The sequence below is a fragment of the Serratia sp. HMSC15F11 genome (assembly GCF_001808215.1).
GTDB classification, from domain to species: Bacteria; Pseudomonadota; Gammaproteobacteria; order Enterobacterales; family Enterobacteriaceae; genus Serratia; species Serratia nevei.
Window position 1 is genome coordinate 82,680 of the sequence record NZ_KV792444.1, and the last position, 15,423, is coordinate 98,102.

The 15,423-nt window shown below is 59.8% G+C and carries 19 protein-coding genes and 2 pseudogenes; 9 read left to right on the forward strand and 12 right to left on the reverse strand.

The features are described 5' to 3' along the window. Positions 1-398: pseudogene (locus tag HMPREF3138_RS27050) on the reverse strand (glutamine synthetase); the annotation flags it as partial. Positions 399-617: 219 nt separating this feature from the next. On the opposite strand from HMPREF3138_RS27050, the gene puuD reads away from it, so the two are divergent. From puuD to HMPREF3138_RS09755, 4 genes are read left to right on the forward strand one after another with little or no spacing between them, the layout of a single operon-like run. Continuing rightward, positions 618-1,379, forward strand: a complete 762-nt coding sequence (gene puuD / locus HMPREF3138_RS09740) for a gamma-glutamyl-gamma-aminobutyrate hydrolase (RefSeq protein WP_038877729.1) — start codon at positions 618-620, stop codon at positions 1,377-1,379. After that, complete coding sequence (puuR, locus tag HMPREF3138_RS09745) at positions 1,376-1,933, forward strand: HTH-type transcriptional regulator PuuR (protein WP_038877732.1); 558 nt, start codon at positions 1,376-1,378, stop codon at positions 1,931-1,933. The genes puuD and puuR overlap by 4 nt, the downstream gene beginning before the upstream one ends. 15 nt (positions 1,934-1,948) lie before the next feature. Then, the gene (gene puuC, locus HMPREF3138_RS09750) at positions 1,949-3,445 is read left to right on the forward strand and encodes an aldehyde dehydrogenase PuuC (protein ID WP_038877735.1); all 1,497 of its coding nucleotides are present in this window, start codon (positions 1,949-1,951) and stop codon (positions 3,443-3,445) included. A gap of 11 nt (positions 3,446-3,456) precedes the next feature. Further along, entirely contained in the window at positions 3,457-4,737 is a 1,281-nt protein-coding gene (locus HMPREF3138_RS09755) for an NAD(P)/FAD-dependent oxidoreductase (protein ID WP_025302550.1), read from the forward strand. Positions 4,738-4,780: 43 nt separating this feature from the next. Here HMPREF3138_RS09755 and HMPREF3138_RS09760 read toward each other — a convergent pair whose 3' ends face one another. After that, complete coding sequence (locus tag HMPREF3138_RS09760) at positions 4,781-5,536, reverse strand: meso-2,3-butanediol dehydrogenase (protein ID WP_025302549.1); 756 nt, start codon at positions 5,534-5,536, stop codon at positions 4,781-4,783. 315 nt (positions 5,537-5,851) lie between these two features. Then, entirely contained in the window at positions 5,852-6,280 is a 429-nt protein-coding gene (locus HMPREF3138_RS09765; protein ID WP_038877738.1) for a universal stress protein, read from the reverse strand. Positions 6,281-6,533: 253 nt separating this feature from the next. Here HMPREF3138_RS09765 and HMPREF3138_RS09770 point away from each other — a divergent pair, with 253 nt between their 5' ends. After that, entirely contained in the window at positions 6,534-7,211 is a 678-nt protein-coding gene (locus HMPREF3138_RS09770) for an isochorismatase family protein (RefSeq protein WP_038877740.1), read from the forward strand. A 213-nt stretch (positions 7,212-7,424) separates the two neighbouring features. Here the strand turns inward: HMPREF3138_RS09770 and HMPREF3138_RS09775 are convergent. Then, positions 7,425-7,503 (reverse strand): annotated as a pseudogene (locus HMPREF3138_RS09775). Positions 7,504-7,617: 114 nt separating this feature from the next. Beyond that, positions 7,618-7,830, reverse strand: a complete 213-nt coding sequence (gene cspA, locus HMPREF3138_RS09780; RefSeq protein ID WP_033638238.1) for a transcription antiterminator/RNA stability regulator CspE — start codon at positions 7,828-7,830, stop codon at positions 7,618-7,620. Positions 7,831-8,204: 374 nt separating this feature from the next. Here cspA and HMPREF3138_RS09785 point away from each other — a divergent pair, with 374 nt between their 5' ends. Continuing rightward, positions 8,205-8,822: a LysE family translocator gene (locus HMPREF3138_RS09785; protein ID WP_038877742.1), complete on the forward strand. Its 618-nt coding sequence runs from the start codon at positions 8,205-8,207 to the stop codon at positions 8,820-8,822. On the opposite strand, the gene HMPREF3138_RS09790 is transcribed toward HMPREF3138_RS09785, so the two are convergent. The 4 genes from HMPREF3138_RS09790 to HMPREF3138_RS09800 all read right to left on the reverse strand — a co-directional run bounded on the left by HMPREF3138_RS09790 (position 8,812) and on the right by HMPREF3138_RS09800 (position 10,861). Next, on the reverse strand, positions 8,812-9,456 hold the full coding sequence (locus HMPREF3138_RS09790) for a Qnr family pentapeptide repeat protein (RefSeq protein WP_038877745.1): 645 nt from the start codon (positions 9,454-9,456) through the stop codon (positions 8,812-8,814). The genes HMPREF3138_RS09785 and HMPREF3138_RS09790 overlap by 11 nt on opposite strands. A 44-nt stretch (positions 9,457-9,500) precedes the next feature. Further along, a complete protein-coding gene (locus HMPREF3138_RS27055; protein WP_223294951.1) occupies positions 9,501-9,761 on the reverse strand; it encodes a hypothetical protein in 261 nt (86 codons plus the stop codon). Between the two features lie 32 nt (positions 9,762-9,793). Next, on the reverse strand, positions 9,794-10,273 hold the full coding sequence (locus HMPREF3138_RS27060) for a hypothetical protein (protein WP_223294950.1): 480 nt from the start codon (positions 10,271-10,273) through the stop codon (positions 9,794-9,796). Between the two features lie 378 nt (positions 10,274-10,651). Beyond that, entirely contained in the window at positions 10,652-10,861 is a 210-nt protein-coding gene (locus HMPREF3138_RS09800; RefSeq protein ID WP_004941260.1) for a hypothetical protein, read from the reverse strand. 141 nt (positions 10,862-11,002) lie between these two features. Between HMPREF3138_RS09800 and HMPREF3138_RS09805 the strand changes: the two genes are divergently transcribed. Next, positions 11,003-11,353 (forward strand): GFA family protein, encoded by a 351-nt coding sequence (locus HMPREF3138_RS09805; protein ID WP_038877747.1) that lies wholly within the window; start codon positions 11,003-11,005, stop codon positions 11,351-11,353. A gap of 12 nt (positions 11,354-11,365) precedes the next feature. On the opposite strand, the gene HMPREF3138_RS09810 is transcribed toward HMPREF3138_RS09805, so the two are convergent. Both HMPREF3138_RS09810 and HMPREF3138_RS09815 read right to left on the reverse strand, forming a co-directional pair. Beyond that, entirely contained in the window at positions 11,366-11,782 is a 417-nt protein-coding gene (locus HMPREF3138_RS09810) for a DUF2000 domain-containing protein (RefSeq protein ID WP_038877749.1), read from the reverse strand. A 98-nt stretch (positions 11,783-11,880) separates the two neighbouring features. After that, positions 11,881-12,339, reverse strand: a complete 459-nt coding sequence (locus tag HMPREF3138_RS09815) for a hypothetical protein (protein WP_038877751.1) — start codon at positions 12,337-12,339, stop codon at positions 11,881-11,883. A 235-nt stretch (positions 12,340-12,574) separates the two neighbouring features. Between HMPREF3138_RS09815 and HMPREF3138_RS09820 the strand changes: the two genes are divergently transcribed. Further along, positions 12,575-13,786 (forward strand): MFS transporter, encoded by a 1,212-nt coding sequence (locus tag HMPREF3138_RS09820; protein ID WP_038877754.1) that lies wholly within the window; start codon positions 12,575-12,577, stop codon positions 13,784-13,786. 64 nt (positions 13,787-13,850) lie between these two features. On the opposite strand, the gene HMPREF3138_RS26675 is transcribed toward HMPREF3138_RS09820, so the two are convergent. Further along, positions 13,851-13,988 carry a hypothetical protein gene (locus HMPREF3138_RS26675; protein ID WP_164491941.1) on the reverse strand — a complete coding sequence of 46 codons (138 nt, stop codon included), beginning with the start codon at positions 13,986-13,988 and terminating at the stop codon, positions 13,851-13,853. A 294-nt stretch (positions 13,989-14,282) separates the two neighbouring features. Between HMPREF3138_RS26675 and HMPREF3138_RS09825 the strand changes: the two genes are divergently transcribed. Further along, positions 14,283-15,398, forward strand: a complete 1,116-nt coding sequence (locus tag HMPREF3138_RS09825) for an AI-2E family transporter (RefSeq protein ID WP_038877756.1) — start codon at positions 14,283-14,285, stop codon at positions 15,396-15,398. Positions 15,399-15,423: the final 25 nt, after the last annotated feature.

Sequence of the window (15,423 nt, forward strand, 5' to 3'; positions counted from 1 at the left end):
TCAAAGGGAGTGCCATCTTCATCCAGCATGGTGAGCAGCACCTGCGCAATATATTGCGGATCCGCCGCCGACGGCGTCAGCGTGCCCGGCACCGGCACGCACACGTGATCCGGCTCGCCCAGCTCCTGCCCCAGCCCGGCCTCTTCGACGACGTTGCCGAGAATATCCATCGCAAATACCGACGCCGGGAAGTAACAGCCCTTCTCCAGCTTGCTCAGGCCGCCGACCGGGATACGCTTGCCGCGGAAGCTGCCGTTCAGATCGGTCAACAGTACGTCGACATGTTGGGTTAACGGATAACGTTCCAGGTACTTCTTCACTTCACGCTGGAACGCGCTACTTCGTCTCTCTTCACTGTGCTGAACAAAGTTTTCCACTTCTACGATGTTGGTCTGCATGGTTCACCCGCCGTTTGTGTTTTGCTGTCGTCGATGTTTATTGACCGTATTGTTCAATATAATGCCCACAAATGAAACGTAGATGAAACAAATTTGTTTTGCAAGTGTTACTTTTGGTTTGAATATTGCCCAATCGACTGCTAGATTTATAGAATATTGAACGAAATCGGTGGTAGAGAAGCTTATCGTTCATAATTTCGAACGTACCAAGGGGATAACATGGACAATATATTTAACAGACCAGTCATCGGCGTCGTCATGTGCAGGTATAGGTTAAACGGGCACCTCACACAGACCTTGCAAGAAAAGTACCTGAATGCCGTTATCACCGCCGGCGGCTTGCCGATCGCCCTGCCGCACGCGCTGGCAGAGCCGGAAATGCTGGCGGAACTGCTGCCGCGCCTCGACGGCATTTTGCTGCCGGGCAGCCCCAGTAATGTGCAGCCGCACCTTTATGGTGAAAACGGCGATGAGCCTGACGCCGATCCTGGCCGAGACGCGTTGAGCCTGGCGCTGATCCGCCAGGCGTTCGACAGGCGCATTCCCCTTTTCGCCATTTGCCGCGGCATGCAGGAGATGGTGGTCGCCACCCAAGGCACCCTGCATCGCCGCCTGTACGAACTGCCCGAGCTGCAGGAACACCGTGAAGATCACGACCTGCCGCTGGAACAGCAATACGCCCCCGCCCACGAAGTCATCGTTCAGGAAGGAGGGCTGCTTTCGCAACTGATACCGGATTGCAACAGATTCTGGGTGAACTCGCTGCACGGCCAGGGTGCCAAAACCCTGGGCGCGAGCGTTCGCATCGAGGCGCACGCCGCCGACGGGCTGGTGGAGGCGATCAGCGTGCGCGATCAGCCTTTCGCGCTCGGCGTGCAGTGGCACCCGGAGTGGAACAGCGACGAGTACGCCCTGTCGCGCCTGTTGTTTGATGGTTTCATCACCGCCTGTCGGAACTATCAAAAGGAAAAACGCCCATGAGCGACGTCAGCTTGGCACCGGGAAAACGTCTGTCGCAGATCCGTCAACAATTAGGGTTGTCGCAGCGCCGGGTCGCCGAACTGTCTGGGTTAACCCACAGCGCCATCAGCACTATCGAGCAGGACAAGGTCAGCCCGGCCATCAGCACGCTGCAAAAGCTGCTGAGGGTATACGGTCTGTCGCTGTCGGCGTTTTTCGCCGAGCCGGAAAAACCGACGGAGCCGCAGATCGTGATTGGCAGTGACGATCTGATCGAAATCGGCAGCCAGGGCGTTTCGATGAAGCTTATCCACAACGGCGACCCGAACCGCACGCTGGCGATGATGATCGAGACCTACGAACCGGGCACCACCACCGGCGAGCGCATCAAACACCAAGGGGAAGAGATCGGCACGCTGCTGGAGGGCGAAGTGGTGCTGCAGGTCAACGGCCAGAGCTATCACCTGTTGGCCGGGCAAAGCTACGCCATCAATACCGGCATCCCCCACAGTTTCAGCAACACGTCGGCGCGCATTTGCCGGATTATCAGCGCCCATACGCCGACGACATTCTGATCAACGGAGCCAGGCATGAACTTTCACCATTTGCAGTATTGGCAACAACGGGCGCAGGCCCTGAAGATTGAGCACCAGCTGTTTATCGACGGCCGCTACCAGCCGGCCGCCGCGGGGAAAAGTTTCGCCGTGGAAGATCCCGCCGGGCGCCGTGAGCTGGCGCAGATCGCGCGGGGTGAAGCCGCCGACATCGATCGGGCGGTCAGCGCGGCGCGCGCCGCCTTTGAGCGTGGCGACTGGGCGCAGGCCGCCCCGGCGCAGCGCAAGGCCACGCTGCTGCGCTTCGCCGAGCTGATGGAGCAGCATCACGAAGAGCTGGCGCTGCTGGAAACGCTGGACACCGGCAAACCGATTCGCCACAGCCTGCGCGACGACGTGCCGGGCGCCATTCGCTGCATCCGCTGGTACGCCGAAGCGATCGATAAGGTGTACGGCGAAATCGCCCCCACCGGTCGCGATGCACTGGCGCTGATCGAGCGCGAGCCGATCGGCGTGGTCGGCGCCATCGTGCCCTGGAACTTCCCGCTGCTGCTGGCCTGCTGGAAACTCGGTCCGGCGCTGGCCGCCGGCAACAGCGTGGTGCTCAAACCCTCCGAAAAATCGCCGCTGAGCGCCATCCTGCTCGGCAAACTGGCGCAGCAGGCCGGGCTGCCGGACGGCGTGCTGAACGTGGTGCCCGGCTATGGCCACGATGCCGGCAAGGCGCTGGCGCTGCACCGCGACGTCGATGCCCTCACCTTCACCGGATCCACGCTGGTGGCGAAGCAGCTGATGATTTACGCCGGCGAATCGAACATGAAACGCGTCTGGCTGGAGGCCGGCGGCAAGAGCGCCAATATCGTCTTCGCCGATTGCCCGGATCTGGATCAGGCCGCCCGCAGCGCCGCCGCCGGCATCTTCTATAATCAGGGGCAGGTGTGCATCGCCGGCACTCGCCTGCTGGTCGAAGCGAGCATTGAGCAAGCGTTCCTGCAGGCGCTGCGCAAACACGCGGCGGCCTTCGTTCCCGGCGATCCGCTCGATCCCGCCACGGTGATGGGCACGCTGATCGACAGCGGCCACTGCGAAAAAGTGGCCGGCTATATCGATCGGGGGCTGAGCCAGGGCGCCGCGCTGTTCCTTGACGGGCGCGACCATCCGCAGGGCGACCACGCAGGCTACCTGGGGCCGACCATCCTCACCCAGGTGAACAACGCCATGAGCGTGGCGCGCGATGAAATCTTCGGCCCGGTGCTGGCGGTGACCACCTTCGACGACGAGCAACAGGCGCTGCAGCTGGCCAACGACAGCGACTACGGCCTCGGTGCCGCGGTCTGGACCCGCGATCTGGCCCGTGCGCACCGCATGGCGCGCCAACTGAAGGCCGGCACGGTGTTCGTCAACAACTACAACGACGGCGACATGACCGTACCCTTCGGCGGCTACAAGCAGAGCGGCAACGGTCGCGACAAATCGCTGCACGCGCTGGACAAGTTCACCGAATTGAAAACCACCTGGATCTCGCTGGAATAAGGGCTTATCTCATGACTGAACACGTAAAAAGCTACTATGCGGCCACGGCCAACGCACATCAGCCCTATCCGCAACTGAATGAATCTATCGAGTGCGACGTCTGCGTGATCGGCGGCGGCTATACCGGCCTCTCCTCCGCGCTGTTTCTGGTGGAAGCCGGCTATAACGTGGTGGTGCTGGAAGCGGCGCGCATCGGTTTCGGCGCCAGCGGCCGCAACGGCGGCCAGTTGGTCAACTCTTACAGCCGCGACATCGATGTGATTGAAGAGCGCTACGGCGCGGAAAGCGCCCGCCTGCTCGGCAGCATGATGTTTGAAGGCGCGGAGATCATCCGCAGCCGCATCAGCCGCTACGCCATCGACTGCGACTACCGCCCCGGCGGCATCTTCGCCGCGCTGAACAACAAGCAGTTCCATGCGCTGATCGAGCAAAAGCGCAACTGGGAACGCTACGGCAATACCCAGCTCGAGCTGCTCGATGCGGATCGGGTACGCCAGGAAGTTGCCAGCGATCGCTACGTCGGCGCGCTGCTCGATCACAGCGGCGGCCACATCCATCCGCTCAACCTGGCGCTGGGCGAGGCCGAGGCGATTCGCCTGCAGGGCGGGCGCATCTTCGAACAATCGGCGGTGACGAACATCCGCCACGGTGAACCGGCGCTCATCAGCACCGCCAACGGCCAGGTGAAGGCGCGTTTCGTCATCGTCGCCGGCAACGCCTATCTGGGCGACAAGCTGGAGCCGCGGCTGGCCAAGCGCAGCATGCCGTGCGGCACTCAGGTGGTGACCACCGAGCCGCTGGCGCCGGAGATCGCACAGGCGCTGATCCCGCAGAACTACTGCGTGGAAGACTGTAACTACCTGCTGGATTACTACCGCATCACCGCCGATCATCGCCTGCTGTACGGCGGCGGCGTGGTGTACGGCGCGCGCGATCCGGACGACATCGACAACCTGATACGGCCAAAATTGCTGAAGACCTTCCCGCAGCTGAAAGGGGTGCGTATCGATTATCGCTGGACCGGCAACTTCCTGCTGACGCTGTCGCGCATGCCGCAGTTCGGCCGGCTGGAGAATAACGTGTACTACATGCAGGGCTACAGCGGCCACGGCGTGACCTGCACCCATCTGGCAGGCAAGCTGATCGCCGAGTTGATGCGCGGCGACGCCGAACGCTTCGACGCCTTCGCCAAGCTGCCGCACCTGCCGTTCTTCGGCGGGCGCAATCTGCAGATCCCGTTCACCGCCATCGGCGCGGCCTACTACACGCTGCGCGACCGCATCGGCGTCTAAAACAGCAGGCCCGGTCATCCTGACCGGGCCTGTGCGTTAACGCTTAAACGATCTTCGGCTGGCCGTCCGAGGCGGTCGCCCCGCCATCGACCGGGATGTTGGCGCCATTGATAAAGCTGGCGTCGTCGCTGGCCAGGAACGCCATCACCGCCGCCACTTCTTCCGGCTCCGCCGCGCGGCCCAGCGCGATGCGCTCATTGAACTTGTCGCGGATCTCCTGCGGCCAACCATTGGTCATATTGGTTTTCACCAGGCTCGGGCAGACCGAGTTGATGCGCACGCCGTCACCGCCGTGGTCCAGCGCCATGGCGCGCGTCAGGTTGACCACCGCGCCTTTCGCCGCGCAGTAGTAGGCCGCGCCCCAGTCGCCGCCCAGGCCGGACACCGACGCGGTATTGACGATGCAGCCCTTGGTCTTCAGCAGGTGAGGCAAGGCGAATTTGGAGCAGAACACCACGCCGTCGATATCGACCCCGGCGATGCGGCGCCAGTCGTCGACGCTGGTTTCCAGCACGCTGCCGGCCACGTGTACGCCGGCGTTGTTCAGCAGGACGTCGATGCGGCCCAGTTTTTCCGCCACCTCGTTCATCATTTTTTCAACCGCGACGTGATCGGACACGTCGATATGTACCGCCATCGCCCGGCCCTTCGGCAGCGAAGCGGCAACCTTATCTACCGCCTCTTTGGCCCAGTCGGCCAGCACCACGATGGCGCCCTCGGCGGAGAACCGCCGCGCCGCCGCTTCCCCCATGCCGTTGCCCGCACCGGTGATAACCACGACTTTATTGTCAAAACGCATGAGACCTCCTCCATGTGAACGTATTTATATAAGTCATACAAATCTCATTACCCCGAGGATAAGACGCCCCTCCCCTGAGAGCCAGTCAAAACGTGCGGTTTATTAACCAAAAGGAGGTATGTCAGTGATTTCAATGCGCTGGATTAACCTTTATCGGATTTTGGCCAACATATTGATGGATAAAATAAAATTACGGTGAGTCACTATTTGTCTGGCGGATTGTCAGCGTGCGAGACTATTGCGGGTGTGCGGTTATGGCCACTCAGAGATAAAAGATGTGAATGAAAAACGGCAGCCGCCCGCAGGCGGCCGCGACTATTTCTTCTCGATGGGGACGACCAGCAGATCGACATTCAGTTCGTTGATCGCCTGGCGTGCCGAAGAAACCAGCCGGCTCCAGACATCGTGATGGTGGCCGAAGATCACCAGGTCGAACCCTTTCTCCTTCGCCACCCGATTCAGTTCCTCCGTCAACGCGCCGCGGCTGACGATCACCTCTTCGACCGGATAGGACGACTGCCCTTTGATCGCATTGAGCATATTCTTCACCCGCTCCGAAAAGGTGCGATCGGTGTAGTTGTAATCGCCCACGCCCAGATCGACGTAATAACCGGCGCGGTGAATATCGATATAGATCAGGGAAAGTTTGGCCTTGAGCGCGGCGGCCAGTCTGGCGCCTTTGCCCAGCAGGAACTCGGCGTCTTCGCTGAGATCCGTGGCGACAACGATATGCCGATAAGCCATGATGGCGGCCCTCCTCGTCAACTCCGTAAACAGGATGGCGCTCCTTGCCGCATGTTTCTCATGCATCTTAAGTTTAGCCCAGCGCGGGGTCGCTCGCCTGCCACACCGTCGTTCCATCTGTGGAACAATGCATCCCGCCTGCACGGTCTACCGGATTTTTCTCCCCTCCCTACACTGTAGGCAAGTGCTGAGTTTCAGCCTTATCAATCAAAGAAGATACCCACTGACCTTACGACGAGAAAAGGAAAACACCATGAGCACTCCAGCCAACTTCAACGGCCAGCGTCCTGTTATTGATGCCAATGACGCGGTCATGCTCCTGATCGACCACCAGAGCGGCCTGTTCCAAACCGTCGCCGACATGCCGATGACCGAACTGCGCGCCCGCGCCGCCGCCCTGGCCAGCATCGCCACCCTCAGCAAACTGCCGGTGATCACCACCGCCTCGGTGCCGCAGGGCCCAAACGGCCCGCTGATCCCGGAAATTCACCAAAATGCGCCGCACGCGCAATACGTCGCCCGCAAAGGGGAAATCAACGCCTGGGACAACCCGGACTTCGTAGCGGCGGTCAAAGCCACCGGCCGCAAAACCTTGATCATCGCCGGCACCATCACCAGCGTCTGCATGGCCTTCCCGTCCATCAGCGCGGTGGCCGAAGGCTATAAAGTGTTCGCGGTGATCGACGCCTCCGGCACCTACTCGAAAATGGCGCAGGAAATCACCCTGGCGCGCGTGGTACAGGCCGGCGTGGTGCCGATCGACACCGCCGGCGTGGCCTCCGAGCTGCAGGGCAGCTGGAACCGCGCCGACGCTCAGCAGTGGGCCGAGGTCTACACCAAAATCTTCCCGGCCTATCAGCTGCTGATCGAGAGCTACCTCAAGGCGCAGGACGTGGTGAAAAACAACGAACGGCTGGACTCGCAGCGTTAAGATCGCGGGCACAAAAAACCCCGGCCAAGGCCGGGGCTATTAATCGCGGGCCGGTGACTTTCCCGGCTGTCATGTTATGGCGTAAGCGTCCATCCAACACTCCAACATTACGCAGCCTAAGCGCGACTTTTTCACAACAGAAAAATAGACTGAAACGCGGCGTTATTAATTCTGCGACAATCTGTTTTTCTGTTGCCAATAATAATTAATTATTGGAACGTCATCGAGGAATCGAACCCCAGTCCGCCAACGAATAATTTCGCTGCCGCTCTTCCTGCTGAGCTAATGACGTATTGGTAAAAACTCCGGGCGAACCCGGAGTTTATTCAGGCTGAGGACGTTATTTCTTAACTGCTCCGGCTTAAACCCTCATCGCTGTCGTAAGAAATCGTACCTCGGCCGAAAATTATAACGCGACCACGTTGCCGGCAGAAGGGCCCTTCATGCCATTCTCGATGGTGAACTCAACCTGTTGGCCTTCGTCCAGCGTTTTGAAATCGTTGCTCTGGATAGCAGAGAAATGTACGAACACGTCTTTGCTGCCGTCTGCCGGGGTGATAAAGCCGAAGCCTTTACCTGCATCGAACCATTTTACCAAACCTGTCATTTTAGTAGACATAGAGATATTTCCTTTATATTTTTGCGACGCCATATGGCGATAGAGGTCTGTTTTTATTGGAAACTTATGGGGCACTAGAGAAGAAAATTCGCGGGAAAAGAGGTATCTGAGGGATATCGCTAATACTGAGAACTGCTTTACTAAAACTGCTTTCATAAGGTCTGTACTACAAACCGATGACGCTATTTACACACGGCTGAGTTATTTAAGCAAGATATATTTTAAATTATATTCATCTGCCTCATAAATTTATTACCGCAAAGCACCGCCTGCATCTGCCGCTAACGGCCTATGAAAAAATTTTTTCGCACTGCTGGATCATACCGGCGATTCATTATAGAACTAGGTTCCCCCTTCTTACAGGCCGTTAACCGATGATCGATATGCAAGCCGTGCTCGCCGTTTTCACCGTCTATATCGTCGGCGTGGTGATCCCCGGCCCCAATTTTGTCGCCGTCGCCCACAAAGCCGTTTCCGCGCGCCGCAGCGAGGCTTTCGCTCTGGTGGCGGGCATTGTCTTGGTCAACCTGTTCTGGGCGAGCAGCGCCCTGCTCGGCGTCGGTATAATTTTCGCCTTGTTCCCCTGGTTGGCGCTAGCGGTAAAAGTGGCCGGCGCCGGCTATTTACTGTGGTTCGGCTATCGGCTTATCGCCCAAGCGGCGCCTTCTTCCGGCCCCTCCACGGTGACCGGAAAAAGCGGTTTTCGCGTCGCCTTTCTGCAGGGCATCGCCACCAACATCGCCAACCCCAAATCTATCGCCTTTTACGCCGCGGTGTTTTCGTCGGCGGCGCCTGCCCATGTCTCCATGCCCACCTTCGCCGCCATGCTGCTGGAGGTCGCGGTAGTCGCTAGCCTGTGGTATGGCCTGGTGGCGCTGGTGCTATCGCACGCGCCGATCGCCAGCGCCTACCGACGCAGTAAAGCCTGGATCGATCGCGCCTGCGGCGTGCTGATCATCAGCCTGGGCATCAGGCAGCTCTTCAGCCGATGATTGCGATCCCCAACCGCTCCAGCAGTTGAGCGGCCTGGTGACTGTCCATTTTAACGCCCTGCAGATCGGTGGTGCGCAAATCCAACTCGCCCAGTTCCGCGTTGCTCAGATCGCACTGGGTGACATCGGCGGCGCGCCAGTCAAAACCGGAGAATTCGCCGCCGGACAGATCGGAGCCGCTGAAGCTGGCGCCGAGCACCTGCGCACCGTGCCAACGGTTTTCCCACAGCTCGCATTTCTCCAACACCACTTTGGCAAAATTGGCGTAGCTCAGGTTGCTCTTGGTGATATAGGCGCTGCAAAACCAGGTGCGGCTGGTGATCATATTCATAAAGCTGGCGCCGCGAAAATCTGCTCCCTGCGCGCGACATTCGCGGATCTCCACCCCCAATGCGTCAACGTGGCGGAAATCGGCCATCGATAAATCGCAGCTTCTAAAACTCGCGTCTTTCAGGATCGCGCGGCTGAAGTTACCGCCCTGTCGGCTCTCGCGATCGTAAAATTGACAGCCGATGAATTCGGTGCCGGTCAGATCTGCACCCGAAAAATCACACAGCATAAAGCTGCCGTTTTCAATTTTTTCGCCGGTAAAGCGGTTACGGTCAATCTTTTCACCCTTCAACATCAGACTCATCGCAGCGCACCTGTTTATTTATACAGTCAGTGCGGCATTTAATCCTATTCCGGCCGGGTTGGCAACCGTCGCCGATCGGCGGGCCTCCGCTCTAACGCCACCCTGACGATGCTGAACGTCCTGGTTCTCTCGGCCTGAGCGACGTCGGCAAACAAACGGGGGTAACGGGAGTTGACGACCCACACCTGGCCATCGCGCAGCGCGGCGCCGGTCGGCCCATCCAATTCCGGCGGCGTGTCGACCGCCGTGATATGCGCGCTGGCCCAGCCGTCGTTCGAGGAGAGCAGCATTACGTCGCCGGACATGCTCCCCTTTGCCCCCGGAAAAGACTGTACGATCACCAATTCATGGGCATTTTTGAGCCGCAGCCCGTCGGCCCTTTCAGCCGCTGCGGCAGCCTGATTTCACTTATCGCAGGCGCGTTATCCAACGTCACCTTCCACAACAGCCCTCGGGTGTAGTCCGCCGCAATCAGATAGCCATCCGGGTGAGACACGATGCCGTTGAGATAAGGCTGCGTGCCCTGCGCAGCGGCGGGAGCGTCGGCCGGCATCAAACGCGCTGAGCGCATCAGAATCGATACCTGGCGCGTTGCCCGGTCGATCTTGTAAATCTGCGGCTGGAAGCTGTCGGTCACGTAGATATTGCCCTGCGCGTCGAGCGCCAGATCGTTGGCCAGCGTCGGCCCACGGCTTAACGATGAGAGATCGTACGTCTGCTGCAGCTCGCCGGTATCGAGATTGAACTCCAGCACCTGCGCCACGCGATTGCGCGTACCGGGCGCAGAGCTGAGGGAGCCCCCACGTCTTCGTTGCACACCAGCACCCGATTACGCTCGGCGTCCACCAGCATGCCGGAGGTGGTGATAAGCCCCTTACCGGTGGAAAACCGCCGATAGCGGCCATTGGGATAAACCAGGCCAAGCTGCCCGCCGCGCAGGGTCGACACCAAAAACGCGCCGGCGCGCGCATTCCAGGCGACGCCCTCAGGGTAAGCGCCGGCGGCGCTGTAATAAGAAAGAAAAGAGGCTGAAGCGGAACATGAGCATGACCCTGATAAGGACTCGGATCGCTAGAGTAGGATCGCGTCGTTCACGGCACCAGCCGGGAAAAAGGCAATGCGCCACTAAAAAAATCGCAGTAATCGGCGCAAAAGAAAACCGCCCGGTGCGGGCGGTTGAGGTGACGGCGAACCATTACTTCAGGGCTTCCTGAATGGCGTCGGCCATCGGGCCGATGTGCTTCTCCGCCGCCTTCAGCTGGAAATCCACGCCATTGCCATCGTTGGTGTCTGACAGCGTAGCCTTGATAAGCTCCAGCGCCGCCTGCACCGCCACCAGCCGCTTGTGCTGTTCGTCCGTGACCGGTTCGGCGCCCATGTTTGCCGGATAGTAATGCTCTAACATCGCGATCTCCTTTTGATGACGTTAAACCTTAACCTACCAGAAAACCGCGCATTTATTAAGGAAACCGCGCCCGGCGCGGCCGAATGGCGATAAATTGCACTATACTGGGCAAACCCGCCCTCCTGCCACAGGATCACCGCCATGTCATTCCAGGGAAGCTGCCACTGCGGCGCCGTCACCTTCTCCGTGGACGCCGAACTGCCCACCGAGGCCCTCAGCTGCAACTGTTCGATCTGCCGCCGCAAAGGGCTGCTGCTGTCGTTCTTCCCCATCAGCGCCTTCACGCTCAACAGCGGCCAGGACCAGCTCAGCACCTACACCTTCAATCACCACAAGATCCGCCATCAGTTCTGCCGAGTCTGCGGTGCCCAGCCCTTCGCCTACGGCACTGCGCCGGACGGCGCCGCGATGTGCGCCGTCAACCTGCGCTGCGTGCCTGACATTGCGCTGGATGCGTTGCAGATCCACAGTTACGACGGCGCCAGCGTCTGAGATCCCGCGTTTTCAGCGGTAGACGGAGAATTTCTTGGTCAGCGGCTTAAGCTGTTCGGCGTCGCCATAGAGCGCCACCGCCACGAAATCCAGCTGTTCGTAAGGGGTGTTGGCGGTGTCGGCGATCTGCTGCTCGGCGGAGTGCGACAGCATGGTGGTGGTGAAGAAGTTGGACAACACGCCCTCTTCCTTGCACTTCAGAATCAGGTTGCTGAGCTGGCTGCTGTTCTTGGCCTGCAGGATCACAATCGGATAGTGGCTCATATTGGCGCTGACGCCGTCGAGGTTGCTCGGATAGTGGTGAAACTCGCGCTGCTCGATCAGATCGGTGATGCCCGCCGTCAGATGGCAGGAAGCGTTAAACAGCGTGGCCGGTTCGTGGTTGCGGTTAAGGATGATATAAAATTTTTTCTCGTTGTCGCTGTACATACTCTTCTCCTTGAATAGACAACCCTTTTTACCCAAGCCAAGGGCGGTTTTCAAGGCGAGATAAGGGCCGCGTCCGGCCCCGTGATAACGTTTCAGACTCAGATCCCGCCTTCGCCCGGGCCCTGCGGCTGCGCCACCTGATGCAGCACGGTGATGTTCTGCAGGACAGTACCGCCGTCGATCGGTTTCATCTGGCCGTCGCGATCTTTATAGTGCGTCGGTTTGGCGCCGTGGAAGAACAGCCCGGCGTTGACCTGCACGCCCAGATAGCCGGCGCTTGGCGGCAGGCGCTGCACGTCGGTCCAGGGGTTGGAAACCGGCACGAACTGGAATCCCTCGCCCGTCTTCGCATACAGCGGACGCAGCAGCGTGACAAAAGCCATCATCGGCGACAGCGCGTCTTTAAAGATCTGCACCGGCCGATCGATCGTCATCAGGAAACCCTGCGGCTGCTCCTCAACCGTGTCGAGGCTCAGGCTGCTGCTGATATCATCACCCCGGCCGCCGTAGCTCCACTCCATCACCGGCGCTCCGTTTTCATTCATCATCTCTGACATACACTGCTCCTTATAAATAAAATTGATCGGGCACGCTCGCTGCGTGCCGGAACAGTAAACCGCTGAACGGGCACCCGCGTCCAAGCAGGGCGGCACGCTGGCGAACCAAACAACAAAGGCGCGCAATCCATAAAGCTCGAAATGAATAATTTCTCCGCGTGATAGCGCAGCATTTGAACGACCTCAGCCGTTGCAAGAGCTCATAGTGATGGCGTTACCGCCACTGGAGAGTGTTATGACCGCGATTAAACCGGACGCCATCGACCGCGTTCTTCCCGCCGCCACACCCTGGTTAGCCGTCGTCAACGTGCTGTTCGCCGGCATCGCCGCGGCGCTGCACGTGGGCAAGGCCACCATTGCCTTGCCGGCGCTGCAGGCCGAGTTTGGCCGTTCGCTTGAGGCGCTGAGCTGGGTGATTTCGGCCTTTCCCTTCGTCGGGGTGTTCGGCGGCATCGCTGCCGGGCTGCTGGTGCGCCGCTGGGGCGATCGGCGCCTGCTGGCGCTCGGGCTGCTGATCGTCAGCGCCGCCAGCTTTACCGGCGCCACGCTACACGACTTCGGCGGGTTGATCGTCAGCCGCTTTGTCGAAGGCCTCGGCTTCGTGATCGTGGTGGTCTCCTCACCAGCAGTGCTGAACCGCCTCGTCGCCCCGGCGCAGCGCAGCCTGGTGTTCGGCATCTGGAGCACCTTCATGCCGGCGGGCATCGCCGTTTCGCTGTTTTTCGGCCCCCATCTCGCCGACTGGCAACAAAGTTGGCAGGCCGGTGCGGCGTTGACGCTGTTGGCCGCCCTGATGCTGCCGCTGACCACCTCCCGCCGTGCCGCCGAGGCGCACGTTCCGCCGTTACAGCTGCGGCAAGCGCTGGGTGCGATGCTGCGGGCGCGTCGGCCGCTGTTGCTGGCGCTGATGTTCACCACTTACAACCTGCAGTTTTTCTCGGTGATGACCTTCTTGCCGATCTTCCTGATGCAACGCATCGGCCTGTCGCTGGCGGCCGCCGGCGGCATCAGCGCGGCGGCGGTGGCGGCGAACATCATCGGTAACCTCGCCGCCGGGCTCTTGCTGTCGCGCGGTCTGCGGGCCGGTAGCCTGCTCGCGGCCACCAGCCTGATCATAGGCATCTTCGGCATCGGCATTTTCCTGCCGATGACGCCCAACGGCCTGCTGATCCCCTTGTGTTTCCTGTTCTGCGCCATCGCCGGCATGCTGCCCGCCACCATTCTGGCCGCCACGCCGGCGGCGACGCCGGAACCGACGCTGCTGCCGCTGAGCCTGGGGCTGGTGATGCAGGGGAACTATCTCGGCCAGGTGATCGGCCCGGTCGCGCTGAGCGCCATCGTGGCCGCGGCCGGTTGGGCGGCCCCGGCGTGGCTGGTGCTGGCGGCTGCGGTGTCAGGGGCGCTGTTGGCGCTGGCTTTTCTCAGCCGGCGGCATAATGCGGGGTAATAAGCAGAAAGGTCGTTCTGTTTGTTATAAGCGGTGCTGAATTTTCCCTGGTGCAGGTGCCTGCCTATCGCGAAGGGTAAGGCCAGTGATGATCAAGGCCCGATAATGACAAGGCGCCGGTGGCCGCGAAATACACCAGCAGGCCGGCAAAGGCGATCAGTAGCGTTTTCTCGATGACGCCGAGTCGTTTGCGTTCAGTCATTTGCATACTCCTTCGTGATATCGGGCGAACGGCCGCCCTCATCAACACCAGGAAAGCCTGGCGCAGGCGGCAAGCGCGGCTCACAAAATGAAACACAATCGATAAATTTTATTAATTATTTAGCCCTCTTTCTTTTCTCATGCCGCCGCCTGTTCACCGTGTGGCACCCGCCTTGCCCTTAATAACCCTATGGAATACGCCACTAAAAATCCCCTACCGGTTAAGCAAAGGTGATGATAGTGTTGTTTTCATTCAGTTCATCTATGCTGAAAATTCATCTTTTGAGGGACGACTATGATGTCTAAAGGCATTTCCAAAGGATTCTTTATCCTGATCCTGTTTATCGTCACCGCCGCCTTTCTCGACGTGCTGGGGCCTTACTACTCCTCGGTGCTGTGGGCGATTATTCTGGCGGTGATTTTCCATCCGGTGAAAAAGAAGCTGAAGCAGTACGTCGGCGAACGCAACGGCGTGGTGTCGCTGCTGACGTTGGCGCTGATCTGCCTGATCGTGTTCACGCCATTGGCGATCATCGCCTCGTCGCTGGCGATGGAATTCAACGTGATCTACACCAAGCTGCAGACCAACAACAGCCAATTGCCGACCATGCTGGCGGACTTTATGCGCCACCTGCCCGGCTGGGCGCAGCGCTTCCTGGCGGAGCATAACCTCAACAGCGCCGCCGAGATCCAAAAGCAGCTTTCCGAGGTGGCGCTCAAAGGTGGGCAATACCTGGCGGGCAGCGTGTTCCTGATCGGCAAGGGCACCTTCAACTTCGTCGTCGGTTTCGGCGTAATGCTCTACCTGCTGTTCTTCCTGCTGAAAGACGGCCCCTATCTGGTAAACCTGGCGCTCGAAGCGCTGCCGCTCTCCCAGCACGTGAAGCACCACCTGTTCGTGAAGTTCGCCGCCGTCTCCCGCGCCACCGTCAAGGGCACGGTGGTGGTCGCCGTAGTGCAAGGTGCGCTCGGCGGGCTGGCGTTTTACTTTACCGGCATCGACGGCAGCCTGCTGTGGGGCGCGCTGATGGCGTTCCTGTCGATCATTCCGGCCGTGGGCTCCGCCATCATCTGGGTGCCGGCGGTGATCTACTTCTTCGCCACCGGCATGCTGTGGAAAGCCATTTTCCTGGTGGTGTTCTTCGTGGTGGTGATCGGCCTGGTGGACAACATCCTGCGCCCGCTGCTGGTGGGCAAAGACACCAAAATGCCGGACTACCTGATCCTGATCTCCACCCTGGGCGGCATGGAGATCTACGGCATCAACGGCTTCGTCATCGGCCCCTTGATCGCCGCGCTGTTCATCGCCTGCTGGAACATCCTGTCCGGCCGCGACAGCGAGGAAAACATCGAAGAGATCGACGAAGAATTCATCGAAGAAGGCAAAAACCATCCCGACGCGGCGGAGTAACCCTCCCGCAGCGAATCACGCCGGG